The following is a 24,269-nucleotide window of genomic DNA, read 5'->3' on the forward strand; positions in this document are numbered from 1 at the left end:
GTACGGATGGGGATAGCGCTTGAATAGCCGCGGCCGGGCAAACAAACGCCCACGCACCTGTGCTCTGGGCGAGCAAGGCCGCGGGCGTTCGCATAGCGAGGCGATAGGCGGTCAAGGACATGCGCTAAGAATGCCCGGTGCATCGGGGCGCGGCAGGTTCTGGGCGCAGCCGGGACACAAGGGGCGGGCGATGAAACGCGAAGAGTATAGCACTGCGTCTCCCGCCCCCTACGGGCGGGCTCAGCCCTCCCGCAGTACGCGCGCCGCGGCGACCATTCTGGACAAGGCTGCCTCGGTCTCGGGCCAGGCGCGGGTCTTGAGTCCGCAATCCGGGTTAACCCATAGGCGCTCGCTGGGAAGGCGCGCGGCCGCCTTGCGCATGAGCGCGACCATCCAATCGACCTCGGGTACGTTGGGCGAATGGATGTCGTAGACGCCCGGGCCGATGTCGTTCGGATAGCGGAAATCCTCGAAGGCCTTGAGCAGCTCCATGTTCGAGCGCGAGGTCTCGATAGTGATGACATCCGCATCCATCGCGGCAATGGATTCGATGATGTCGTTGAACTCCGAATAACACATATGGGTGTGGACCTGGGTGTCGTTGCCTATGCCGGCCGTGCTGAGCCGGAAGCAGTCGACCGCCCATGCCAGGTATTCCGCCCAATGCGCGCGCCGCAGGGGCAGACCTTCACGAAATGCCGGTTCGTCGATCTGGATGACCCGTATGCCGGCAGCCTCGAGGTCCAGCACCTCTTCGCGCAGCGCCAGCGCCAATTGCTCGCAGGTCTTGCTGCGCGGCTGGTCGTCACGCACGAACGACCACTGCAGCAGGGTGACCGGCCCGGTCAGCATGCCCTTCACCGGTTTGTCGGTCAGCGATTGCGCATAGGCGGTCCATCCCACGGTCATGGCTGCCGGGCGCGACACGTCGCCGAAAATGATGGGCGGCTTGACGCAACGCGATCCATAGCTCTGGACCCAGCCGTTCTGCGTGAATGCGAAACCGGCCAGCAATTCGCCGAAATACTCCACCATGTCGTTGCGCTCGGACTCGCCATGCACCAGCACGTCCAGCCCCAATCGTTCCTGGAAGGCGATGCTGTCGGCGATTTCCTGGCGGATGGCCTTCTCGTAGGCGGCATCGCTGACCACGCCGGCCCGCCAGTCGCGCCGCAGGGCGCGAATCTCCGGCGTCTGAGGAAACGAGCCTATGGTAGTGGTGGGAAACCGGGGCAACCGCAGCCCGGCCTGCTGCGCCGCGATGCGATGCTCGAACGGCGCGCGATCGCGCGGCAGGTCCGGCGCGGCCCGCAAGGCTGCCTGGACCGCCGGATTGTGGATGCGGCTGGAAAGCATGCGCGCCCGGCAGGCGCGGCGCTGCGCGGCCAGCGCATCGGCGATGATGGGTGGCGTATCGCCGGCGGCGTCGCCGCATTCCACGGCCCGCGCCAGCAGCGCCAGTTCGTCGAGCTTCTGGTGGGCAAAGCTCAGCCAGCTTCTGAGCTCATCGTCGAGCTGCTCTTCCGCCGAAAGGTCCACCGGCACGTGCAGCAGCGAACACGAGGGCGCCAGCCACAGGCGATCCCCCAGCGCTGCGGCGTACGGGGCCAGGCGTTCGCGCCATGCGTCCAGGTCGGCGCGCCAGATATTCCGTCCGTCGATGACGCCTGCGGACAGCACCTGGTCCGCGCGCAAGCCGGCCGCAACGGCCTGCAATTGCCCGGGCGCCCGCACCAGGTCTATGTGCAGCCCCGCCACCGGCAGATCCAGCACAGTCCCCAGGTTGTCCTCCAGCCCGCCGAAGTACGTGGCCAGCAAGATGGCGACCGGCGATCGGGCCAGGCGTCGGTAGACCCGGGCGTATGCCTCGCGCCAAGACCCGGGCAGGTCGAGCACCAAGATGGGTTCGTCGATCTGGACCCATTGCACGCCTGCCGCCCCCAGGCGCGCCAGGATCTCTTCATAGACGGGCAGCAAGGCCTCCAGCAATTCCAGCTTGGAAGCATCGCCAGCGGCGCGATAGGCCTCACCCTTGCCCAGCCACAGCCAGGTGAGGGGACCGGGAATGACCGGCTTGGCCGCCAGGCCTAGCGCCCGGGCCTCCGCCACCTGCTCGAACAAGTCCGTACGCGCGATGCGGAAGCGCTGCCCCGGATGCAATTCGGGGACGAGGTAGTGGTAATTGGTATCGAACCACTTGGTCATTTCGCACGCGGCCGCCGGCGCGCCGGTCGGCGCGCGGCCCCGGGCCATTCTGAACACGGTGTCCAAGGACACCGGCCCGGCCTCGGGCTGGCCAAAGCGGGACGGTACTGCACCCAGCGTCGCCGACCATTCGAGCATGTGGTCGTACCAGGCGAAATCGCCCACCGGTACGAGATGCATGCCGGCCTGCGCTTGCACCGTCCAATGGCGGGCGCGCAAGCCCCGGCCGGTGGCCTCCAGTTCGTCCAGCGACGACCGCCCGGCCCAGTAGGCATCCAGGGCCCGCTTGAGTTCGCGGCGCACGCCTACCCGCGGGAATCCCAGGTTATGCAGAGTGACCATGATGTTTCGCTATCCAATGCCGAAGAAGTCCGACATTGTGGCTGCCCGTACCAGTGAATCAAAATCAAGTTCTGCATATCTACTATGAGAAAAATTCACGTTAATATGGCGCCATGATAGAAATCCGTCACCTCGAGACACTCACGGCCATCCGTGAGGGGGGCAGCCTGGTCGAAGCGTCGGAGCGCCTGCACCTGACGCAGTCGGCGCTGTCGCATCAATTGCGCGAACTGGAAGAGCGCCTGGGCACGCAATTGCTCAATCGCAGGACCCGGCCGCTGCGTTTCACCACCGCCGGCCTGCGCGTGCTGGCGCTGGCCGACGACGTGCTTCCCCGGATGCGGGCGGCCGAGCGTGAACTCAAGCGCCTGGCCGCCGGCCGCACGGGCCGCCTGCACCTGGCCATCGAATGCCATTCCTGCTTCCAGTGGCTGCTGCCGGCACTGGACGTGTTCCGGGAGCAGTGGCCGGAGGTGGTGCTGGACCTGTCGGCGGCCTTTTCCTTCGCACCGCTGCCCGCGCTGGTGCGAGGCGACCTCGACCTGGTCATCACGTCCGATCCCGTCCGTCTGGAAGCGGTGCGGTACGTGCCGCTATTCCGCTACGAACTCATGCTGGCGGTGGCGCGCAACAGCCCGCTGGCCGGCTTCAAATCCGTCGAACCGGAACAGTTGCGCGAACACACCTTGATCACCTATCCCGTGGACCGCGACCGCTTGGACATCTTCACCGCCTTCCTGGACCCGGCCGACGTGGAGCCGGCGGGCATACGGACCACGGAGCTCACGCCCATGATCATCCAGCTCGTGGCCAGCGGACGGGGCGTAACGGCGATCCCGAATTGGGCGCTGAAGGAATACCTGGACCAGGGACTGCTGCAGGCGTGCCGCCTGGGGCAGGAAGGCGTGTGGCGCACACTCTACGCCGGCGTGCGGGTCGAAGACGAGGACGCGCCCTACATCCAGAATTTCCTGGACATCGCGCGCGAACTGACCTTCCGGAACCTGACCGGCATACGGGCCCCGCGTCCCGGGCGCACAGCGGAAGAAGCGCGCCCCGCTACTGGACGACGATCGTCAGCGCCGAACCGGCCGGCACCGTAATCGACTCGGAATATATCGATCCGCCGGGCCGGCGTTCCACCGGGAAATGACCGGAAGCCTTGAGCGTGGCCGGGACGCTGCCGGGCAGGCGTCGCGAAGCGGCATAGTCGCGTCCATTGACGGCGGGCAGGCTGTAGCCGCCTTCGGCCCGCGCCGGATGGCCGAACCCCGCCGGCGGCGCAGCGGGCAGCAAGGCGATGGCCGCCCCCCAATCCCGCAGCGCGGCGCGGGCCCCGGCGCCGCCGGCCTGCCGGATTGCATGATCGAGCAGCGCAAACGAATCGGTCGAGGAAGTATCGCGCAGCAGGTTGCGGTAGAAACCGATACCGTGCTGGCGAAGCAGGTATCCCCCGAAGCTGTTGGCGATGGGATAGGAGAAACAGCTGGACGAGGCGTCCGCGTCCCATTCACGGATGTAGTCGCAATTGACGCTGCGGCTCAGCCATGTGGAGAAATCGCTGTCGCGCAAGGGACTGAAACCGGGCAGGACGCGGCCGGACGCGATGTCTTCCATCATCAAGGCCGAGGTTTCCTCGAGCCAGAGCGCAAAACGATTATCCGGGTTGATGCCGGTGCGGGCCGCCCGCTGGTAGAAGTTGACCATATGGGTCATTTCGTGGGCCAGCGTACTGTACGCGGTATTCCGGCCCGCTTCACCGCCGAGGGTCAGGGTCTCGGTATCGACGAACAGCGCCAGGGCTTCGTTGCTGAGCGGCTCATAGCTTTTCAGGAAAGTATTGGCGCTGAAGAAATAGCCGACCAGTCCCCAGGCCTGGCCGTCGGGCGTCAGGTTCGACAGCACGATGTGCAGATCTTCGTTCGGCCCGATATAGCCGCCGCCCACCGTGGGTCCCCACGGGGCGCCGGCCAGGTCGGTCACGATGGGATAGACCGAGTCCGGGCCGGAGGAAAACCGCGCGACCAGGTCGTCGAGGATGGACTCCGGAACATCGACCGGATGCGCGTCGCCTGACTGGCGGTCCTGGACCCACAGATTGAGCATGCGCCCGTCATGGGCAGGCCAACGCCGCTCAAGCGTGGCCGGGAACGTCCTCCCGCTGCTGTCCATCCACTCGTGCTTGTCGCCCACCGCGGTGGCCCGCACTGCCGCGGTCACCCTGTCCTGCCGCGCCGGGGCTTGCGAGGCCTGCTCCAGCGGCGGACGATACTCCCGGATGTGAGGCGGAATCTGGTTGAAACCGGGACGATGCGCGGGCTCGGGCGGGTCTTCCGCTTTCACGGAGGCGGAACCACCGGAGGTCTGCAGTCCGATGGACGGCATGCTGACTTCCTGGTCGGACACGTTGGTGAAAATCAGCATGACGGAGCGGCCGCTCACGCCGTTGAGCGTAACCGGCACCTCGGCGCGCGACCGGGACCCGCTATTGTCGTAGCGCCATATGCCGACGCCGCCCCCTCGGTAGGTCTGGGCGTCGGAAGCGCCGCACTGGGCACCGCTGCACGCCAGGGACAGTGCACCGGGCGCCGCAGGTCCGGCCCCATCATCACCACCGCCGCCACAGGCAGCCAGCAGCGCCGTCAAGACTGCCCCGGCCAGAACACGGGACCTATGCAAGAAATGCCGAGTCATTTTGCACCCGCCGGAAAACGGACTTCCCCGCAACATACCACGGGTCGATGTCCATCACTGTATGGACTGCACCTCCAGGCGCAAGGGCAGGCCGGTGCCGGCACCTCCCACCGGGCCTACCACCTTCCCGGTCACCGCTACGGTCCGGGACTGAAGAGCCAGTATCTGGGCACGGGTCAGGCCACGCAGTTCCCACTGCTGGTTTCCGGTATCGAGCACGGCAAGGATGAAGGGCTCGTTTCCCTTGAGGACGACCCGGCCCTCGACCGTGACGACCTCGCCCTCCCGGGGCGCGGGCGGCGTACAGGCCCCCAGGCTCGTGACGGTAAGGCAGATGGCCAGCAACAAAGCGCGCATAAAGGCCTCGCAGCGAAACGCGTGGAGAAAGTGTACGGGTTTTCGCAGGCCTGCCCTAGTCGAGGTCGTCGAACTCCACCCCTCGCAACACCTGCCGTATGGTGGCGTGGCTGAACCCCCGTGCGGTCAGAAAGCGTATTTGCTTGGCACGTTGGTTGGTATCGGCGGGTAGCGCGCCGAAACGCTTGCGCCAGACCTCTCGGGCCCGGGCAAGCTCGGTCGCTTCGAGTTCGCCACGCAGGTTGGCGATTTGCGCATCGGCGACGCCGTGCTGGCGCAGTTCGTGGACGATGCGGGCGGTGCCCTGCTTGGCCGCCAGCCTGTGCACCACGCTCTGGGCATAGCGTGCCGTGGACAGCCAGCCTTCTTTCTCGAGGCTGTCGAGCACCGCGCGCACCTCGTCTTCTTCGCCAAAACGGGCGAGCTTGCGGCCGAGCTCCAGACGGCTATGTTCCCGCCTGGACAAATAGCCTACCGCGCGGGCCTTCAGCGTAAGCCCGGAGGCAGGCTTGCTGTCGTCATTCGTCTTCAAACGCTTCGGCCACGCCGCCGCCCACGCGCGCGGTGACGCCCAGGCTTTCGCGTACGCGGTTCTCGATCTCTATAGCCATGTCCGCATGTTCCTTCAGGAACTCACGGGCGTTGTCCTTGCCCTGGCCGATGCGCTCGCCACCGTAGCTGAACCACGAACCGGACTTCTCGACGATGCCCGCCTGGACGCCCAGGTCGAGGATTTCGCCTTCGCGCGAAATACCTGCCCCGTACATGATGTCGAATTCCGCGCTCTTGAAGGGCGGCGACACCTTGTTCTTGACAACCTTGACGCGGGTTTCGTTGCCGATGACCTCGTCGCCCTTCTTGATCGAGCCGGTGCGGCGGATGTCGAGGCGCACCGAGGCATAGAACTTCAGCGCGTTGCCGCCCGTGGTGGTTTCGGGGTTGCCGAACATCACGCCGATCTTCATCCGGATCTGGTTGATGAAGATCACCATGCAGTTGGTGCGCTTGATCGAAGCGGTGAGCTTGCGCAGCGCCTGGCTCATCAGCCGTGCCTGCAGGCCGGGCAGCGAGTCGCCCATTTCACCTTCGATTTCCGCCTTGGGCACCAGCGCGGCGACCGAGTCGATGACGATCAGGTCGACCGCGCCCGAGCGCACCAGGGCATCGGTGATTTCCAGGGCCTGTTCCCCGGTGTCGGGCTGCGAAATGAGCAGGTCGGTGAGATTGACGCCCAGTTTCGCGGCATACTGCACGTCGAGCGCGTGTTCGGCATCGATGAAGGCGCAGGCGCCGCCGAGCTTCTGCATTTCGGCGATGACTTGCAGCGTGAGCGTGGTCTTGCCCGACGATTCGGGACCGTAGATCTCGATGACACGGCCACGCGGGAGCCCGCCCACGCCCAAGGCGATATCCAGACCCAACGAGCCGGTGGAGACGACCTGGATGTCGTGCTCGACTTCGTTGTCGCCATAGCGCATGACCGAACCCTTGCCGAACTGCTTTTCGATCTGGGACAGTGCGGCGGCGAGGGCCTTGGTTTTTTCGGTCTGGGCAGCTGCGGCGGCCTTGGAAGCTTTGGTGTCGTCCATTCTGATGTCCTTGGGTTGATGGGCGAATTATGGCACTGCCGATACTGTATAAAAAAACAGTATAGGACTGCAAGCTCCAAGATCAATTAACAACGAAATATCCTGGCGCCTCGCCGCTACAATTCCCGCATGCGTATCCTCATCGCCGAAGACGACAACATCCTTGCCGACGGCCTGTCCCGCTCGCTGCGCCAGAACGGCTATGCCGTGGATGCCGTGCACGACGGGGTGGAGGCGGATTCCGCGCTGGCGGCGCAGCCCTTCGACCTGCTGATCCTGGACATCGGCCTGCCGCGCCTGTCCGGCACCGAAGTGCTGCGGCGCCTGCGCGCGCGCAACTCCCACCTGCCCGTCCTCATCCTCACCGCGGCCGACAGCGTCGAGCAGCGGGTCAAGGGCCTGGACCTGGGCGCCGACGACTACATGGCCAAGCCCTTCGCCCTGTCCGAGCTCGAGGCCCGCGTCCGCGCCCTGACGCGCCGCGGCGCGGGAGGCGGCCCCACCGTGCTGCGCCATGGCCGGCTGGCCTTCGATCAAGTGGGCCGCGTCGTCACCATCGACGACCAGGTGGTGGAGCTGTCGGCGCGCGAAGTCAGCCTGCTCGAAGTGCTGCTGGCGCGCAGCGGCCGCATGGTCAGCAAAAAGCAGCTGGTCGACCACCTGTGCGAATGGGGAGAAGAAGTCAGCACCAACGCCATCGAAGTCTACGTCCATCGGCTGCGCAAGAAGCTCGAGCCGGGCGGCGTCAAGATCGCGACGGTGCGCGGCCTGGGATACTGCCTGGAGCGCGAGCCGGGCGCCCACAGCGGCGCCGCCTGACCCGGTCCGGCGGCCATGGACGACGACCGCAAAGGGCTGCCGCCCGTTCCGGCCATCGAGCGGCCCGCGCGGTCCCTGTTCGGCGAGATCCTCGATTGGATGCTCGTGCCGCTGTTCCTGCTATGGCCGATCAGCGTCGCCATCACCTATGTCGTGGCGCAGTCCATTGCCGTGGCCCCCTATGACCGGGGCTTGGCCAACAACGTGCTCGCGCTGGCCCAGCAGATCAAGGACGTCAACGGCCGCGCGCGCCTGCAGCTGCCGGTCTCCGCGCGCGAAATGCTGCGTGCGGACGAAACCGACAGCGTGTTCTATCTCGTGCTGGGAAGCCGCGGCGAATACCTGGGCGGCGACCGCGAGCTGCCCCTGCCCTCGCTCGAGCGCCCCCTGCCCGGCATCGTCCAGTACCGCGACGACGTCATGCGCGGCTTTGCCGTGCGGGTGGCCTATACCTGGGTGGCGCTGCCCACCAGCCCGACCGGCGCGCAACCGGCGCTGGTGCAGGTGGCCGAAACCCTGGAAAAGCGCTCGCAGCTGGCCAACGAAATCATCAAGGGGGTGATACTGCCCCAGTTCGTCGTCCTGCCCATCGCGGTGGTACTGGTGTGGTTCGGCTTGTCCCGCGGCATCGCGCCGCTCGGCAAGTTGCAGGAACGGTTGCGCGCGCGCCGGCCGGACGACCTGTCGCCCATAGACGAACGCGAAGTCCCGCAGGAGATCGCGCCGCTGGTCGGGGCCATGAACGATCTGTTGCAGCGCCTCTCGGCCAACGTCGCCGCGCAGAAACGCTTCGTGGCCGACGCTGCGCACCAATTGAAGACGCCGTTGGCCGGCATACGGACACAGGCCGAACTGGCGCTGCGCAACGCCAGTCCCGAAGACATGGAGGCCAGCCTGCGGCATCTGATCGCCGGCGCCGAGCGCGCCACGCGCCTGGTCAACCAATTGCTGGCCCTGGCGCGGGCCGAGGATACCGGCAGCCCGGTGGATACGTCGACCCGTGTCGACCTCCAGGAAGTGGCGAGCGAACAGACGCAGCACTGGGTGCACGAAGCCATGGAACGCGGCATCGATCTCGGGCTGGAAGGCACGGAGGGGCCCGTGCCGGTCGTGGGGGATGCCCTGCTGCTGGCCGAACTGCTCAACAACCTCATCGACAATGCGCTGCGCTACACACCGCGCGGCGGAACCGTCACGGTGCGCGTCATGGCGCAGGACGATGGTCCCGCGCTGGAGATCGAAGACTCCGGCCCCGGCATTCCCCCCGAAGAACGCGAACTGGTGTTCGACCGCTTCTACCGTATCCTCGGCTCGAACGCCGAAGGCAGCGGGCTGGGCCTGGCCATCGTGCGCGAGATCGCCCAGCGCCACGGCGCCGCCTTGACCATCTCGGACAATCCCCAGAGCACGGCCCCCGACATGCCCGGAACGCGCGTGCGCGTGCATTTTCGCCGGCCCGCCGCGGCCGCCTCCTGAAGCCGGCTGCGGTGCGCTTGCCGCACCGCATCGGGATTTCACCAAGCCGTGAAAATTCAGCATTCTGTAAGAATTCTGTCAGCTGCGCGTCAGTAAGTGTTTCTACTCTGGCTGCAAGCCCGTGGCTCGCGTGGCTATGGGCAAGTCTGCAATCCTCATTACCTCTACAAACGCAGGCCCTACCCGAGGAGACACCCCTTCATGAGCACCACCGTCAGCAGCACCGGGGCACCGACACCGGCCGCACGCCCAATGACCAAGGAAGAACGACGCGTGATTTTTGCCTCGTCGCTTGGCACGGTTTTCGAGTGGTACGACTTCTATCTCTATGGATCGCTCGCCGCCATCATCGCGCGGCAATTCTTCTCGGGGGTCAATGAGACGGCGGCTTTCATCTTCGCGCTGCTGGCCTTTGCAGCCGGGTTCGCGGTCCGGCCGTTCGGCGCGCTGGTGTTCGGCCGCCTGGGCGACCTGGTGGGGCGCAAATACACATTCCTGATCACCATCCTGATCATGGGCCTGTCGACGTTCATCGTGGGGATACTGCCCTCGTACGCATCGATCGGCATCGCCGCTCCCATCATCCTGATCATCTTGCGGCTGGCCCAGGGCCTGGCGCTGGGCGGGGAATACGGCGGCGCGGCGACCTACGTGGCCGAGCATGCACCCCAGGGCAAGCGCGGCGCCTACACCAGCTGGATACAGACCACGGCGACGCTGGGCCTGTTCCTATCGCTGCTGGTCATCCTCGGCGTGCGCACCGCCACGGGGGAAGAAGCCTTTGCCGCGTGGGCCTGGCGCATTCCCTTCCTGGTGTCCATCGTCCTGCTTGGGATCTCGGTCTGGATACGGCTCAAGCTGAACGAGTCCCCGGCGTTCCAGCGGATGAAGGCCGAAGGCAAGCAATCGAAAGCCCCTCTGACCGAATCTTTCGCCCGCTGGAGCAACCTGAAGCTGGTGCTCCTGGCCCTGTTCGGCCTGACCGCCGGCCAGGCCGTGGTCTGGTACACGGGCCAGTTCTATTCACTGTTCTTCCTGACCCAGACGCTGAAAGTCGACGGCACGACAGCCAACATCCTGATCGCGCTGGCGCTGCTGATCGGCACGCCGTTCTTCGTGGTCTTCGGCGCACTCTCGGATCGTATCGGGCGCAAGCCCATCATCATGGCCGGCTGCCTCATTGCCGCCCTGGCCTACTTCCCGCTGTTCAAGGCCATCACGCACTACGCCAACCCCGCGCTGGAGGCCGCCCAGGCCAAGGCCCCGGTGGTGGTCGTGGCCGATCCGGCAACTTGCTCCTTCCAGTTCAACCCCGTCGGCACTGCCCAGTTCGTCAGCTCTTGCGATCAGCTGAAGTCGTTCCTGGCTTCGAACTCGGTGAACTACAGCAACGAGGCTGCGCCTCCGGGAACGCTCGCGCAGGTCAAGATCGGCAATACGGTCGTCCAGTCGTTCGAAGGGGCAGGCTTGCCGCCCGCCGAGCTGAAGGCACGTAGCGACGAACTCAAGACGCGCCTGACCAGCGAAATCCGCGGGCACGGCTATCCGGCCCGCGCCGATCCGGCCCAGATGAACAAGCCCATGCTCGTCCTGCTGCTCACGCTGCTGGTGATCCTGGTCACGATGGTGTATGGGCCGATCGCAGCCATGCTGGTGGAGATGTTCCCCACGCGCATCCGCTATACGTCGATGAGCCTGCCTTACCATATCGGCAATGGCTGGTTCGGCGGCTTCCTGCCCACGACGGCCTTCGCCATCGTGGCAGCGACGGGGAACATCTACAACGGCCTGTGGTATCCCATCGTCATTGCCGTGATGAGCCTGGTGATAGGCACCTTCTTCGTCCGGGAAACCAAGAACAACCGGCTCGAAGATTGAACGCCGGCGGGGCGCCGCGATGGCGCCCCGCCGCCGGTCACAGGAAGCGGTCGAGGATCCGGCGGCTGGCGCGATCCAGGCGCTCGACATTGCGGATCAGGAAATGGATGCCGTGGCCGTCCGAGACCAGCAGCCGGGTGTGGGAAATACGCCGGATGTCCTGCTCGCTCTTGAGCCAGAGGCGGGCCTCGCCGCGGTCGGTCTCGACCGTCCAGGTCGTAGGCGTCACATAGCCGGACACTTGCACGATACGCAGTATCTCCGGCATGAATTCACGGTGCCGCAATTCCTCCCGCACGAGTTCCCGGGCCTCCGGCGGCAGCTCCGCCAGCCTGGCGATCCAGGCAAGCTCGTGTCCGCCCGGGCCGACCAGCGAAATGTGCCCGGACTCGGCATGGATGGGGAACGCGCGCACCGGCACCACTTCTTCGGCCGGACCGCCTTCCGGCGTATAGATCAGCTTGCCGAAAGCGTTGCGGGTCAAGGTAAAGGCAGTCATGCCTGCTCCTCCTCTTCGCCGTCCCAAGTGCTTTCGCTGCCGGGAGGATCGAGTTGCCGCGTCTGCGCCTGGTGCAGGCGGTAGTACGCGCCCTCTTTTGCGATCAGCTCTTCATGGCGTCCCTGTTCAACGATGCGGCCGTGATCCAGCACCACCAGGCGGTCGGCCCGGCGCAGCGTGCTGAGCCTGTGGGCCACGGCGATCGTGGTGCGGCCTTGGACCAGGTTGTCCAACGCTTTCTGGATCTCCTGTTCGGTAGACGTATCGACCGAAGAAGTGGCCTCGTCCAGGATCAGGATGCGCGGATCGATCAGCAGGGCGCGCGCAATGGAAATACGCTGGCGCTCACCGCCGGACAAGGCCTGGCCCCGTTCGCCCACCAACGAATCGTAGCCGTGCGGCAGGCGCAGGATGAACTCGTGCGCATGGGCCGCGCGCGCGGCCGCGACGATCTCCTCCAGCGTGGCGTCGGGCTTGCCGTAGGCGATGTTCTCGGCCACTGTGCCGAAAAACAGGAAAGGTTCCTGCAGCACCACGCCAATGTTGTGGCGGTACTCGGAAATCGACAACGAGCGGATGTCTACGCCGTCTACCTTGATAGCACCTTGCGATACATCGTAGAAACGGCAGATCAGGTTGACGAGCGTGCTCTTGCCCGAGCCGCTATGGCCAACCAGGCCGATCATCTCGCCCGGCGCGATATCCAGGTCGATGCCGCGCAGCACGGCCCGCGTGCCGTAGCGGAATACGGCATCGCGGATTTCGATGCGTCCTTCCACGTGTTTGAGTGGAACCGGATCGGCGGGCTCGGGCACGCTGGAAACGCGGTCGAGGATATCGAAGATGCGCTTGGCACCTGCCGCCGCTTTCTGGGTAACCGATACGATGCGGCTCATGGAGTCCAGCCTGAGGTAGAAACGGCTGATGTAGGCCAGGAATGCGGCAAGGACGCCGACCGAAATGTGGTGGTTGGCAATCTGCCAGATGCCGAATATCCACACCACCAGCAAACCGACCTCGGTCAGCAGGACCACCGTGGGCGAGAACATCGACCATACGGTGTTGACGCGGTCATTGACCACGAGGTTGTGGTCGTTGGCTTCCCTGAACCGGGCCACCTCGCGCTTTTCCTGCGCAAACGCCTTGACCACGCGGATACCTGGAATGGTGTCGGCCAGTACGTTGGTGATCTCGGCCCAATTGCGGTCCACCTTCTCGAACCCATGGCGCAGCTTGTCCCGTACCAAGTGGATGAGCCAGGCAATGAAAGGCAGTGGCAGCAGGGTCACCAGTGCCAACCAGGGGTCGATGGAAACCAGGATGCCCGCCGTCATCAGGATCATCAGCACGTCGGTCGCGAAATCGAGCAGGTGCAAGGACAGGAAGACGCAGATGCGATCGGTTTCATTGCCGATGCGGGACATCAGGTCGCCCGTGCGCTTGCCGCCGAAGTACTCGAGCGACAACTGTTGCAGATGCTCGTAGGCAGTCGTGCGCAGATCGGCGCCGATGCGCTCGCTGACCCAGGCCAGGACATAGGTGCGCGACCAGCCCAGCACCCACGCCACCAGCGCTGCCGCCAGCAGGCCGCTGAGGTACATCCCCGCCAGGCGGTAATTGATGGGCTGGCCGTTCTGGAACGGAATCAGCACGTCGTCCATCAAAGGCATGGTCAGATAAGGCGGCACCAGCGTGGCTGCCGTGGACAGGACGGTGAGGACGAAGCCCAGCACCAGTCGCCCCCGGTAGGGCCGCGCGAAGCGCCGCAACCGCAACAGCGCCCAGCCCGTGGATGCCGCGGGCGCCTTCGCATCGCAGGCAGGACAGCTGGTCTCGCCCGGCGGCAGCACGGCGTGGCAACGCGGACATGCGGGGGGCGGCGCCAGCGCGGCCGTGCCCTGCGCCAGCGCCTGGATCTGTCGTTCGAACTGCTCGGCAAGGCGGACCGCGCCCACGTGATGCGCCATGGTCGTGCGCCACTGCGCCAGGCGCCCGCCCGCATCGACGAGCTCGAGCGCCACGACCCCCGCATGGTCCGACAACGTCAGCCGTACCCCCTCGCGCACCGGCCACTCGGCCCAGCCGGACGCATCGGCACCAAGCAGCCGGGAGCCGGTCAGCACCAACATGCCGGTCGCATAGTGCAAATCGGTATCGAGGTCCAGCTCGACCCATGCATGAGGCGTTTCGCCCTTGGCCAGCGGCGGCGGGGACGGCCCGCGCCAAGTGCCGGGCAGGAAAGAAAAGGCAGCAGCAGTCATCGACGGGCAGAGCCCCAAATAGGCAACGCGGGATTTGTAAGCATTTCTAATTCATGGAAAAATGTCAGTCTCACGTAAGTATTATAGTTGGCACCGTCTTGCCGCCGTCCGAGAAACCGATGCGTTGTAGCGTCGCATCTAGGGCATTCCCTAGACCTCTTGTCTGTCCTTGCCTGCGTCGCGCGGCGGCAATACATTCCGCTCATCAGCCTGTCACCGGACCGATTCCAGTACGTCTCGAGAGCGTACACCCAGCCCGCTCCATCCCACCCGGACCCTCGTCCCAACCACCAGCACACACACCGCCTGCCCGCTCCGGTTCTTCGCTCCGCGCCGGGCGCCCCCGCCCCCACCGACCTCCAAGATGAAACGCAAACACATTGAATTTCTCGATGTGCTGTCCCTGCGCGGGCCCAGCATGTGGACCTACCCGCCGGTGCTCGAGGCCTGGATCGACATCGGCGAACTCGAGGACTATCCCTCGAACCTGATTCCCGGCTTCTATGAGCGGCTGCAAGCCTGGCTGCCGACGCTGGTCGAACACCGCTGCAGCTACGGCGAACGCGGCGGCTTCCTGCGCCGGGTACGCGAGGGGACCTGGCCCGGCCATATCCTCGAGCACGTCACGCTCGAGTTGCAGAACCTTGCCGGTTTGCCGGGCGGTTTCGGCAAAGCACGCGAAACATCGACCCGGGGCATCTATCGCGTGATCGTCAGCGCCTACCAGGAAGAGGTCACCCGGGCCGCGCTCCATGCCGCGCGCGATCTCGTGATGGCGGCGATCGAAGACCGCCCGTTCGACGTCGCGGGCACGGTCGAATCGCTGCGAGACCTCGTCAACGAATATTGGCTCGGCCCGAGCACGGCGAGCATCGTCCAGGCGGCCGAAGAGCGCCGTATTCCCTATATCCGCCTCAACCAGGGCAACCTGGTGCAGCTCGGCTACGGCGCCGCCCAGCACCGGATCTGGACGGCGGAAACCGACCGCACCAGCGCCGTGGCCGAGAGCATCGCCTGCGACAAGGACCTGACCAAGAGCCTGCTCCAGGCCTGCGGCGTGCCCGTGCCGCAGGGCCGTACCGTGCAGGACCAGGACGACGCCTGGGAGGCCGCGCAGGAAATCGGCTTGCCCGTCGTGGTCAAACCCTGCGACGGCAATCATGGGCGGGGGGTGTTCCTGGACCTGCGGACGCGGGAAGCCATAGAAACCGCCTACGAGGTAGCCAGCGGCGAAGGCAGCGGCGTCATCGTCGAACGCTTCGTGCCGGGCAACGAACATCGGCTGCTCGTCGTCGGCGACCGCATGGTGGCTGCAGCGCGCGGCAAGACCGCCTCGGTCGTGGGCGATGGCAGATCCACCATCCTGGCGCTGATTGCCAGCCAGCTCAACTCCGACCCGCGCCGCGGCAGTACCGAAGAGCACCCGCTGAACCTGGTGACGCTGGACTCCGCAGCCCGCATCGAGCTCGAACGCCAGGGCTACCACGGCGAGTCCGTCCCGCCCGAAGGCGAGGAGGTGCTGATCCAGCGCAACGGCAATGTGGCATTCGACGTTACTGACGAAGTTCATCCGTCGGTGGCTGCCCATGTGCGGCTGGCCGCACGCGTGGTCGGGCTGGACATTGCCGGTGTCGACCTGGTGGCCGAAGATATTTCCCGCCCCCTGGAAGAACAAGGGGGAGCCATCGTCGAAGTCAATGCCGGCCCGGGCTTGCTGATGCACCTGAAGCCGGCCGACGGCCGGCCGCGCCCGGTCGGACAGGCCATCGTGGACCATCTGTTCCCCGATAACGGCGAAGGACGGATCCCCCTCGTGGGCGTCACCGGCAGCCACGGCAACGCCCTGGTCGCCCACCTGATCGGCGAATTGCTCCGGCTGGCCGGCTACAAGATGGCGGTGGCGTCTCGCCTGGGCCTGTTCTTCGGCCCGCGGCAGCTAGACCGCGATCCGGCGGACTGGGCCGCCGCCCGGCGGGCATTGATGAACCCGCTGATCGAAGCGGCCGTTATCGAGAACGGCGCGCGGGCCATCCTGACCGAAGGCCTGGCCTACGACCGCTGCCGGATCGGCGTGGTGACCGGACTGGACGCGTCGCAGACCCACCCTGACCTCTGCATCGTCGAACCGGGGCAGATCTACAGCGTGCTGCGCACACAGGTCGATGTGGTCCTGCCCAGCGGTTACGCGGTCCTGAATGCCGCCGATGAACGCGTGGCAGAAATGGCCGAATTGTGCGATGGCGGCGTAATCTTCTTCGCGCCCGATGGGACGTTGCCGCGGATCGTGGAGCACCTGGCGCAAGGCAAGCGCGCGGTCTTCGTCCGTTCGGGCTCCATCGTGCTGGCAAGCGGCCGCGACCAGACGGTCCTGATGAATCTTGCCGATGTGCCTTGCCTGGCGCCGGCGACGGCGCCGGCTCAACACACCTCCAGTGTCCTGGCTGCCATCGCGGCGGGCTGGGGCCTCGACTTGCCGCTGGACTGCCTGCGGGCCGGCATCGGCACCTTCGACGCCCCCGCTCCCCTGCTGGCCTGAACAAAGGAACCCGCCCGGCGCACGGCGCCCGCATGACAGGAAATGCATGATGGAAGTCTCACGTATCCGCGCGCTGCGCGGTCCCAACTTGTGGAGCCGGCGTACCGTGCTCGAGGCCATTGTTTCGTGCGCACAAGCCGAACGGGCCATTGGCAGCCTCCCGGGTTTCGAAGCCCGCCTGCGCGCGCGCTTTCCCGCCATCGGCCTGCTCCAGCCCGCCGGGCGGGAACGCTCGGTATCGATGGCGCGCGCACTCGGCGTCGCGGCGCTGGCGCTGCAATCGCAGGCCGGCTGTCCCGTTACGTTCACGCGCAGCGTATCGACGGCCGAGCCCGGGATCTACCGGGTCGTCGTGGAATACACCGAAGAAGAAGTCGGCCGCCTGGCACTGGAACTGGCCCTGGAACTGTGCATGGCCGCCGAGCAGGATGAACCGTTCGGACTTGAACCGGCCCTGGCCAGACTGCGCGAGCTGGACGAGTCCGTGCGCATCGGTCCCAGCACCGGCGCCATCGTCCATGCAGCGGTGCGCCGCGGCATTCCCTATCGCCGGCTGACCGAAGGCAGCCTCGTCCAATTCGGCTGGGGCAAGCGGCAGCGCCGCATCCTGGCCGCGGAAATGGATCGCACCAGTGCCATCGCGGAATCGATCGCCCAGGACAAAGAGCTGACCAAGATCCTGCTGCATGCCGCGGGCGTGCCCGTGCCCGAAGGCAGAACCGTGACAAGCGCCGAAGAGGCCTGGGCCGCCGCGCAGGAAATCGGCCTACCCGTCGTGGTCAAGCCGCGTGACGGCAACCAGGGCAAAGGGGTGGCCGTCAACATCGCCTCCCGGGAACAAGTCCTGGCCGCCTATGCGGTTGCGGAAAAATACGGATCGGCCGTGCTGGTCGAGCGCTATATCCCCGGCCACGATTTCCGGCTGCTGGTGGTCGGCGATACGCTGGTCGCCGCGGCACGGCGCGAGCCGCCCCAGGTGATCGGCGATGCCGTGCACACCATTCGCGAACTGGTCGATGCGGTCAACGAGGATCCGCGGCGGGGCGAGGGGCACGCCACCAGCCTGACCAAGATCCGGCTGGACGATGCCGCCATCGCCACGCTGGCCGAGGCGGGCTACACGCCCGGCTCTGTGCCCCCCAAGGGCGAGCTCGTCATCCTGCGCAACAACGCGAACCTGAGCACGGGCGGCACCGCCACCGATGTAACGGACGAAGTACACCCCCAGTTCGCGGCGCATGCGATTACCGCAGCCCGTACCGTGGGACTCGACATCTGCGGGATCGACGTGGTCGCCAGCACCGTCATCCAGCCGCTAGAAAACCAGGGCGGCGCCATCGTCGAGGTCAATGCCGCGCCTGGCCTGCGCATGCACCTGGCGCCGTCCTACGGCAAGCCGCGTGCGGTCGGCGAGGCCGTGATCGACAACATGTTCGCGCCCGGCGACAACGGCCGCATCCCGTTGGTGGCGGTGGCCGGCACGAACGGCAAGACGACGACCGTACGGTTGATCGCCCACCTCCTGGGGGCTCGAGGCCATTTGGTCGGCATGACCAACTCCGACGGCGTCTATGTAGGCCGGCAACGCATCGACACGGGCGATTGCAGCGGCCCACGCAGCGCCCGCAACCTGCTGTTGCACCCCGACGTGGACGCTGCCGTCCTGGAAACCGCGCGCGGCGGCATTCTGCGCGAAGGACTGGGTTTCGACCGCTGCGACGTCGCGGTGGTCACCAACATCGGCATGGGCGACCACCTCGGCCTGGATTTCATCAGCACCGTGGAGGACCTGGCCATCGTCAAGCGCGTCATCGTGGAGAACGTCGCACCGACGGGCACGGCAGTGCTCAACGCCGCCGATCCGCACGTCGCCAATATGGCCGGTAGTTGCCCGGGCTCGGTCATCTACTTCTCGCACGACCGCCAGCATCCGCTGATCACGACGCATCGCACCCGGAACCAGCCCGTGGTCTATCGCGACGGCAGCGCCCTCGTGGCGGCGCACGGCAACGACGAACACCGGATCCCGCTCTCGGACATTCCCCTTACCTACGGCGGCGCGGTGGACTTCCAGGTCGACAACGCCATGGCCGCGGTAGCCGCGGCTTGGGCATTGGGCCTGGACTGGCCGGTCATCCGGCGCGGCCTTGCCAGCTTCGTGAGCAATGCGCAAACCGCGCCGGGCCGGTTCAACCGCTTCGAGTTCCATGGCGCCACGATCATCGCCGACTACGGGCACAACCCCGACGCCATGCTGGCCCTGGTCAGGGCGATAGAACGCATGCCGGCCCGGCGGCGTTCGGTCGTCATCAGCGGCGCGGGGGACCGGCGCGACATCGATATCCGCAGGCAGACCGAGATCCTGGGGACGGCGTTCGACCAGGTCGTACTGTACGAGGACCAGTGCCAGCGCGGCCGCGCGGACGGCGAAGTACTGGCCTTGCTGAGGCAGGGGCTGGAGGGCGCCCCCCGGACCCGCGACATCCGGGAGATCCGGGGCGAGTTCCTGGCCATCGACACGGCGATGGCCGGGCTGCAGCCCGGCGACCTGTGCCTGATCCTGGTAGACCAGGTGGAAGAAGCGCTGGCCCATATCGGGCGGCGCATCGCCGACGAACAAGCAGCCGGCGCCCGGGTTACCTGCGGCGGGTCCTGAGCTTGATGCCCTCAGTCGTGGAGCGGCCGTGCGTCGGCTGGCCAGTCGCGGCGCGTGGAAAACATCGGCAGCAGACGCTCATGGTCGATGCCCATGGGGCCGAGCGCCGGATGCAAGGCCCGGGCCTGCGCCGCAATGGCTTGCCGGTCCGGCAAGGGCCCGGCCGTAGCGAGAATCACCCGGTTGGCACGGCGCAAGTTGTAAAAATCGCCGAACACCTCGGCATAGGCAGCCGATTCGCTCGCGTAGGAACCGCTGGACGAAAACGTATTGGCCGCCAACACGCCGCCGGGCTGCAGTATGCCCCGCACCTCCCGGATGAACTCCAGGGTCGACAAATGCCGGGGGATGTAGGTTTCGTCGAAGGCATCGAGCATGACAATGTCGTAGCGGTCGTCGCGCCGCGCAACATCACGCACGAACTCGCGGCCGTCGGCGACATGCAGGCGCATGGATGGCCCCGTCTTGAATCCGAAGAACCGCTGGGCCACACGCGCCACCGCCGGGTCGATCTCGACGACGTCGATCTGCGCCGCCGGCACCGCCGCGGCCAACGCCATGGGGAGGCTGCCGCCTCCCAGCCCGATAACCAGGATACGGCGCGGATCCGGCCGCAGATAGAGCGAGGCCATCATCATGCGGGTGTAGTCGAACAGCAGCACCTGCGGCTGGCGGGGCGACTGGCAACTCTGGCGGCCCGGCGCATGCACGCTGCCGAATTTCATGCAGCGCTCGCCCTCGGACTCGTACACCACGATGTCCTCGAAGGCCGATTTTTCCTGGTGAATGACGGTTTGCGCCGACACCGGCAGCGATATCGCCGCCAGTGCCAGCAAACCCGCACGCGCCCTCAGGCGCCATCGCCGCATGAACATGGCATCCGCTCCGATGCCCTTGCGGACGATCAGGGCTATTGATTGAGAATGATGCTGGTAATGATGCCCGAAGCCACCGCGACCAGCAGGAACTCGGAACCGACGCGTACCCACTGGTAGCCCGGCCGCGGCCGGTACAGGCGATGGGCGCGCCAGTCGTTCACGACATAATAACCGCCGCGATAGTAGTCGGGCAGGCGGTCGCCCCGGACCCACCGGCGCGGAGGCGGCGGCGCCCGGTGAATGACGCGCGGCGCCGACCGGTAGCCGTCGCGGAAGCCGTGGCGATAGTCGCGGTCGCGCACGTGCCCGCGATCACGATCCCACCGGCCGTGCTTCTCGAAATGGCTGTGACCCTTGCCGTGGCCGTGGCCGCGGCCCCAGTCACGATCGCCCTTGGCCTGGGCCGCAGCACCCAGGGCGAGGCTGGCGCACGCCATCGCTACGATCAATGTTTTCTTGATCATGATGTCATCCCGATAAAACCCGAACCGCCATGCCGCATCGATAAAAAGCAAGCACACCTGGCTTTCGGTAAGCTGACTGTACACCGCCGCTGTGTTTGTCCACTGCTACATAGGTAATCAAACGTGACCTATAGGCCGCCAAAGGTTGTTTCCGCGGCCACACAGCAAGGTAGACGGATGTTGCAACCGTATGCCAGGACCCCTGCCGGGCGTCGCTATGGCGATACACCGCATCCTAGGCCCGGCCTTCCCGCTCCCGGACAAGCAGCTGCTTCATGATACGCCGGATGCGGATCGAGCCGGCATCGGTCGCCAGCAGCGCCGGTGCTGCGTCGAAAAGATCGGTCTCGCCCAGCAACCGCTGCTGCGCCTCGATGATGGGCTTGTCCTCCTCGATGAATACCCGGGTCATCAGCTCATGCCTCAACCGGGTCATTTCCGCATCGTCCTGGCGGTATTCCCGCGTCAGCCAGTACCAGTAATGGGAAGAGGTACGGGTCTCCGGCGTAACGATATGGGCGTTGAAGGTCTGCAATCCTGCTTCGCGCGGCATTCCCAGCGGCGTCACGCTGATATCGAGCTTGAGCAGGCCTGCGGGGACCCAGGTCACACGGTTCACGAAATCCACGGGCACCCCGGGCTGCGGCAAGAAGCGGTCGTAGACCGGAGGCGCGTTGCGGCCATGGCTGGACAACTCGATGACCACCTCGTCGCCGGACTCCGACACCACAGGCCGGTTCTCGACGAACGCCCCGCCCCCGAGGGTGGTCGCGTGCAGATATTCGACGTGGCTCAGGTCGGCGACATTGTCGACGATCAACTGGTAATGGCAGGCCGACGGCATGGAACCGCGGGACTGCGCGGCGGCCGGCACGCGCGCCATGTGGCTCAAGTCCGGTACGCGGGCGGGATCGGCAGCCGTGCGCTCTCCCATCCAGATCCACAGGATACCGTCGCGCTCGGCCACCTCGAATCCCTGCACGCACGCCTTGGCCGGGATGGCGCCATGCGGGTTCTCGACGCATTGGCCGGCGGCATCGAAGCGCAACCCATGATAGATGCAGCGCAACGTATCGCCGACCAGGGTCCCGCGGCTCAAGGGCGCGACGCGATGGGGACAACGATCCAGCAGCGCTGCCGGCCTCCCATCGCCCCGGCGGAACAGCACTACCGGTTGCTCGAGAAAAGTGCGGGCCAGCAGGGCGCCTGCGGGCAATTCCTCGCTCCAACCCGCCATGTACCAGCAATTCTTCAGGAACACCATGCAGCCCTCACGACATGCGGCACTGCGCATGGAAGCTGTCCTTGGCATCGGGCAAGGGCTTGGACACCGTTTTCAGGCTGACCCGCCCCTGTCCATCCTTGGCGGCCACGAACATATAGAGGTCCTGGATGGGATAGTTATTGTTGTTAAACCGGAAGTTGCCCCGCACCGACTTGAACGCGGCGGCCCGCAAGGCCTTGCCCAGCGCCGCCTTGTCGTCCACCTTGCCTGCGGTGGCCTTGAGTGCCGCCCCGATCAGCCGGGCCGAGTCATAGGACTGGGCCGCATATTCCGACGGGATGCGGCCGTACTTGGCCTCGAAGGCCTGCACGAACTGCCGGTTCTCGGCATAGGGCAGATCAGGTCCCCAGTTGCTGCTGTTGTAGACACCCAGCGCGGCCTCCTTCAAGGCAGGCAGGTTGGTGCCGTCGGCGGCGGCATTGGTCAGCAGCGGGATCTTGCCCAGCAGTCCGGCCTGCCCGTACGCGCGAACGAATGCCACACCGTTGGCGCCGGGATAAAAGGCATAGACGGCATCGGGCTTGGCGGCGGCAATGCGCGTGATCTCCGCGGAAAAATCGAGCTGCGCCAGCGGCGTATAGACTTCGTCGGCCAACGGCTGTCCGTAGTTGCGCTTGAAGCCCGCAACGAAATCCTTGCCGGCCTGGTAGTTGGGCGCGAGCGCGATCACGCGCCCATACCCCTGTTGCTTGGCATACGTACCGCTTGCCTCGGCGAACTGGTCGTTCTGCTTGGCGGCCGAGAAGAAAAATGGCGTACATCCCGAACCTGCCGTAGGCGAGGGACCGGCATTGCCGGACACCATGTAGACCTGAGCCGCGGCAAACTTGCGGTACACCGCCATTGCCACATTCGAGAAGGTCAGGCCCGCCACCAGCGGCACCTTTTCCCGTTCTATCAATTCGTCGGCGATCTGCGTGGCGACTTCCGGCTTGAGCTGGCTGTCCCGGCGCACGACGGTCACCGGCACGCCGCCCAGCTTTCCGCCTTCCTGCTCCACGGCCAGCATGAAGCCGTCGTACATGTCCTGCCCCAGCATGGCTTGCGGGCCTGACAGCTCGGCTATGAAGCCTATCTTGACCCGTGCCTGGGCATCGGTAGCGGCCAGGCCGGCCAGGCACGCGATGACCACTGCCGGCGTTTGCCGGAGGTATTTCCTTTGCATGAAACCTGTCTCCTTGGCAGCGATGCCGCCTTGTCGTTATCGAGTCATGGACCACCGACGCTCGTGCGATCCGGCGTGCTGGCAAATGTACCGACCGCACGAAAATTCCAATAGCAAATATTCCTGATTTCTTGTATTTGCTAATCAAATACTCCCGCTTTCCCGACCGGCATGAAAACCGACCTCAACCTCTTGCGCGTGCTGGTGGCCATTTACGACACCGGCAGCGTCAGCGCCGCGGCAGCGCGCTTGGCCATGAGCCAGCCGGCCGCCAGCGCTGCGCTTGCCCGTCTCCGGGCGTCCTTGGGCGACCAATTGTTCGTGCGGCGGGGGCCGCGTATGGAAGCGACGCCCCGCGCCCAGCGCATCATTGCGCGCACACGCGAAGTGATTCAGGTCATCGACCACGAAATCCTGCCCAACCCGGAATTCTCGCCCGCCAGCTTTTCGGGGGAACTGACAGTCTGCATGAGCGAGATCGGCGAAGCCGTGTTCCTGCCCGCGCTATATCAGCGCATACGCGCCGAGGCGCCTGGCGCGCGGCTGCGCACCATCGGGCTTTTGCCAGCGGAACTCGAAGGCGCCTTGTACGAAGGCAGGGTGGATTCGATCCTGGGCTACTTCCCGGACCTGCGCTCGAATTTCATCTTCCAGCGGCGGCTCTATTCCCACGACCTGACCTGTCTCGTGCGGCAGCAACATCCTATTGCCGGCCCGCGCATGACGCTCGACCAGTTCCTCGGCATGGAACACGTACTGGTCCGCGACGACGGCCGCAGCCAGGAGATGTTCGAACAGGAACTGGCCACGCGAGGCATCGAACGCCGGATAGCCTTGCACACCTCCCACTACATGAGCCTGGGCACGCTGATCAACGACAGCGACCTGATCGTGGTCCTGCCCCGGGCCGTCGCGGAGCTCCATGTACGCAGCGCCAACGCGCGCATCGTCGAACCGCCCTTCCCCATCCGGCCGTACGATCTCAAGCAATACTGGCACCGCCGGTTCCACCACGACCCCAAGAGCATCTGGCTGCGTTCGATCATCCAGGAAGTCCTGGGCGAGCCGTCCACCCCGCCTGCCTCCGCGTAAGCGCACGCGGAACTTGCCTCGCCGACGGCCTCCCCGCCGCCGGTTCGCCGCTGTACCTCTCCACCGCCGCGCT

The 24,269-nt window shown here is 65.8% G+C and carries 16 protein-coding genes and 2 pseudogenes; 7 read left to right on the forward strand and 11 right to left on the reverse strand.

Annotated elements, in window-relative coordinates; genetic code table 11:
• Nucleotides 1-240: 240 nt before the first annotated feature.
• Nucleotides 241-2,547, reverse strand: coding sequence for a 5-methyltetrahydropteroyltriglutamate--homocysteine S-methyltransferase (gene metE / locus QHC78_RS02295; protein ID WP_319742262.1), 2,307 nt, complete (start codon nucleotides 2,545-2,547; stop codon nucleotides 241-243).
• Between the two features lie 113 nt (nucleotides 2,548-2,660).
• On the opposite strand from metE, the pseudogene QHC78_RS02300 reads away from it, so the two are divergent.
• Nucleotides 2,661-3,575, forward strand: a pseudogene (locus tag QHC78_RS02300) (LysR family transcriptional regulator); the annotation flags it as partial.
• 31 nt (nucleotides 3,576-3,606) lie between these two features.
• On the opposite strand, the gene QHC78_RS02305 reads toward QHC78_RS02300, so the two are convergent.
• From QHC78_RS02305 to recA, 4 genes are all read right to left on the reverse strand, one after another.
• A complete protein-coding gene (locus tag QHC78_RS02305) occupies nucleotides 3,607-5,226 on the reverse strand; it encodes a M30 family zinc metallopeptidase (RefSeq protein ID WP_319742263.1) in 1,620 nt (539 codons plus the stop codon).
• 69 nt (nucleotides 5,227-5,295) lie between these two features.
• On the reverse strand, nucleotides 5,296-5,598 hold the full coding sequence (locus tag QHC78_RS02310; protein ID WP_319742264.1) for a hypothetical protein: 303 nt from the start codon (nucleotides 5,596-5,598) through the stop codon (nucleotides 5,296-5,298).
• 55 nt (nucleotides 5,599-5,653) lie between these two features.
• On the reverse strand, nucleotides 5,654-6,130 hold the full coding sequence (gene recX, locus QHC78_RS02315; protein ID WP_319742265.1) for a recombination regulator RecX: 477 nt from the start codon (nucleotides 6,128-6,130) through the stop codon (nucleotides 5,654-5,656).
• On the reverse strand, nucleotides 6,117-7,187 hold the full coding sequence (gene recA / locus QHC78_RS02320; protein ID WP_319742266.1) for a recombinase RecA: 1,071 nt from the start codon (nucleotides 7,185-7,187) through the stop codon (nucleotides 6,117-6,119). Before recA ends, recX begins: the two co-directional genes overlap by 14 nt.
• 129 nt (nucleotides 7,188-7,316) lie before the next feature.
• On the opposite strand from recA, the gene QHC78_RS02325 reads away from it, so the two are divergent.
• The 3 genes from QHC78_RS02325 to QHC78_RS02335 all read left to right on the forward strand — a co-directional run bounded on the left by QHC78_RS02325 (nucleotide 7,317) and on the right by QHC78_RS02335 (nucleotide 11,360).
• Nucleotides 7,317-8,006 carry a response regulator transcription factor gene (locus QHC78_RS02325; protein ID WP_319742267.1) on the forward strand — a complete coding sequence of 230 codons (690 nt, stop codon included), beginning with the start codon at nucleotides 7,317-7,319 and terminating at the stop codon, nucleotides 8,004-8,006.
• 99 nt (nucleotides 8,007-8,105) lie between these two features.
• A complete protein-coding gene (locus QHC78_RS02330) occupies nucleotides 8,106-9,482 on the forward strand; it encodes a sensor histidine kinase (protein ID WP_413816408.1) in 1,377 nt (458 codons plus the stop codon).
• 201 nt (nucleotides 9,483-9,683) lie between these two features.
• Nucleotides 9,684-11,360 (forward strand): MFS transporter, encoded by a 1,677-nt coding sequence (locus tag QHC78_RS02335; RefSeq protein ID WP_319742269.1) that lies wholly within the window; start codon nucleotides 9,684-9,686, stop codon nucleotides 11,358-11,360.
• Between the two features lie 37 nt (nucleotides 11,361-11,397).
• On the opposite strand, the gene QHC78_RS02340 is transcribed toward QHC78_RS02335, so the two are convergent.
• Nucleotides 11,398-11,859 (reverse strand): cyanophycin metabolism-associated DUF1854 family protein, encoded by a 462-nt coding sequence (locus QHC78_RS02340; RefSeq protein WP_319742270.1) that lies wholly within the window; start codon nucleotides 11,857-11,859, stop codon nucleotides 11,398-11,400.
• Nucleotides 11,856-14,120: a cyanophycin metabolism-associated ABC transporter gene (locus QHC78_RS02345; protein ID WP_319742271.1), complete on the reverse strand. Its 2,265-nt coding sequence runs from the start codon at nucleotides 14,118-14,120 to the stop codon at nucleotides 11,856-11,858. The genes QHC78_RS02340 and QHC78_RS02345 overlap by 4 nt, the downstream gene beginning before the upstream one ends.
• 364 nt (nucleotides 14,121-14,484) lie before the next feature.
• Here QHC78_RS02345 and QHC78_RS02350 point away from each other — a divergent pair.
• A pseudogene (locus QHC78_RS02350) lies at nucleotides 14,485-16,632 on the forward strand (cyanophycin synthetase); the annotation flags it as partial.
• A gap of 73 nt (nucleotides 16,633-16,705) precedes the next feature.
• Complete coding sequence (gene cphA, locus QHC78_RS02355; RefSeq protein ID WP_319742732.1) at nucleotides 16,706-19,312, forward strand: cyanophycin synthetase; 2,607 nt, start codon at nucleotides 16,706-16,708, stop codon at nucleotides 19,310-19,312.
• 11 nt (nucleotides 19,313-19,323) lie between these two features.
• On the opposite strand, the gene QHC78_RS02360 is transcribed toward cphA, so the two are convergent.
• The 4 genes from QHC78_RS02360 to QHC78_RS02375 all read right to left on the reverse strand — a co-directional run bounded on the left by QHC78_RS02360 (nucleotide 19,324) and on the right by QHC78_RS02375 (nucleotide 23,104).
• Nucleotides 19,324-20,187, reverse strand: a complete 864-nt coding sequence (locus tag QHC78_RS02360) for a spermidine synthase (protein ID WP_319742272.1) — start codon at nucleotides 20,185-20,187, stop codon at nucleotides 19,324-19,326.
• Nucleotides 20,188-20,222: 35 nt separating this feature from the next.
• Nucleotides 20,223-20,654, reverse strand: coding sequence for an RcnB family protein (locus QHC78_RS02365; protein WP_319742273.1), 432 nt, complete (start codon nucleotides 20,652-20,654; stop codon nucleotides 20,223-20,225).
• Nucleotides 20,655-20,889: 235 nt separating this feature from the next.
• Complete coding sequence (locus QHC78_RS02370) at nucleotides 20,890-21,948, reverse strand: aromatic ring-hydroxylating dioxygenase subunit alpha (RefSeq protein ID WP_319742274.1); 1,059 nt, start codon at nucleotides 21,946-21,948, stop codon at nucleotides 20,890-20,892.
• Nucleotides 21,926-23,104: an ABC transporter substrate-binding protein gene (locus tag QHC78_RS02375; protein ID WP_319742275.1), complete on the reverse strand. Its 1,179-nt coding sequence runs from the start codon at nucleotides 23,102-23,104 to the stop codon at nucleotides 21,926-21,928. The genes QHC78_RS02370 and QHC78_RS02375 overlap by 23 nt, the downstream gene beginning before the upstream one ends.
• Nucleotides 23,105-23,275: 171 nt before the next feature.
• Between QHC78_RS02375 and QHC78_RS02380 the strand changes: the two genes are divergently transcribed.
• Nucleotides 23,276-24,196, forward strand: coding sequence for a LysR family transcriptional regulator (locus QHC78_RS02380; protein WP_319742276.1), 921 nt, complete (start codon nucleotides 23,276-23,278; stop codon nucleotides 24,194-24,196).
• The last annotated feature ends 73 nt before the right edge of the window (nucleotides 24,197-24,269 follow it).

Origin of the sequence: Pigmentiphaga sp. (assembly GCF_033795525.1) — a bacterium.
GTDB lineage: Bacteria > Pseudomonadota > Gammaproteobacteria > Burkholderiales > Burkholderiaceae_B > Pigmentiphaga.

What these genes read in the sequence shown, in the direction of transcription:
- metE (WP_319742262.1), bottom strand. Translation starts at nt 2,547, where the DNA reads ATGGTCACTCTGCATAACCTGGGATTCCCGCGGGTAGGCGTGCGCCGC.
- QHC78_RS02310 (WP_319742264.1), bottom strand. Translation starts at nt 5,598, where the DNA reads ATGCGCGCTTTGTTGCTGGCCATCTGCCTTACCGTCACGAGCCTGGGG.
- recA (WP_319742266.1), bottom strand. Translation starts at nt 7,187, where the DNA reads ATGGACGACACCAAAGCTTCCAAGGCCGCCGCAGCTGCCCAGACCGAA.
- QHC78_RS02325 (WP_319742267.1), top strand. Translation starts at nt 7,317, where the DNA reads ATGCGTATCCTCATCGCCGAAGACGACAACATCCTTGCCGACGGCCTG.
- QHC78_RS02330 (WP_413816408.1), top strand. Translation starts at nt 8,106, where the DNA reads ATGCTCGTGCCGCTGTTCCTGCTATGGCCGATCAGCGTCGCCATCACC.
- QHC78_RS02335 (WP_319742269.1), top strand. Translation starts at nt 9,684, where the DNA reads ATGAGCACCACCGTCAGCAGCACCGGGGCACCGACACCGGCCGCACGC.
- QHC78_RS02340 (WP_319742270.1), bottom strand. Translation starts at nt 11,859, where the DNA reads ATGACTGCCTTTACCTTGACCCGCAACGCTTTCGGCAAGCTGATCTAT.
- QHC78_RS02345 (WP_319742271.1), bottom strand. Translation starts at nt 14,120, where the DNA reads ATGACTGCTGCTGCCTTTTCTTTCCTGCCCGGCACTTGGCGCGGGCCG.
- cphA (WP_319742732.1), top strand. Translation starts at nt 16,706, where the DNA reads ATGGAAGTCTCACGTATCCGCGCGCTGCGCGGTCCCAACTTGTGGAGC.
- QHC78_RS02360 (WP_319742272.1), bottom strand. Translation starts at nt 20,187, where the DNA reads ATGTTCATGCGGCGATGGCGCCTGAGGGCGCGTGCGGGTTTGCTGGCA.
- QHC78_RS02365 (WP_319742273.1), bottom strand. Translation starts at nt 20,654, where the DNA reads ATGATCAAGAAAACATTGATCGTAGCGATGGCGTGCGCCAGCCTCGCC.
- QHC78_RS02370 (WP_319742274.1), bottom strand. Translation starts at nt 21,948, where the DNA reads ATGCGCAGTGCCGCATGTCGTGAGGGCTGCATGGTGTTCCTGAAGAAT.
- QHC78_RS02375 (WP_319742275.1), bottom strand. Translation starts at nt 23,104, where the DNA reads ATGCAAAGGAAATACCTCCGGCAAACGCCGGCAGTGGTCATCGCGTGC.
- QHC78_RS02380 (WP_319742276.1), top strand. Translation starts at nt 23,276, where the DNA reads ATGAAAACCGACCTCAACCTCTTGCGCGTGCTGGTGGCCATTTACGAC.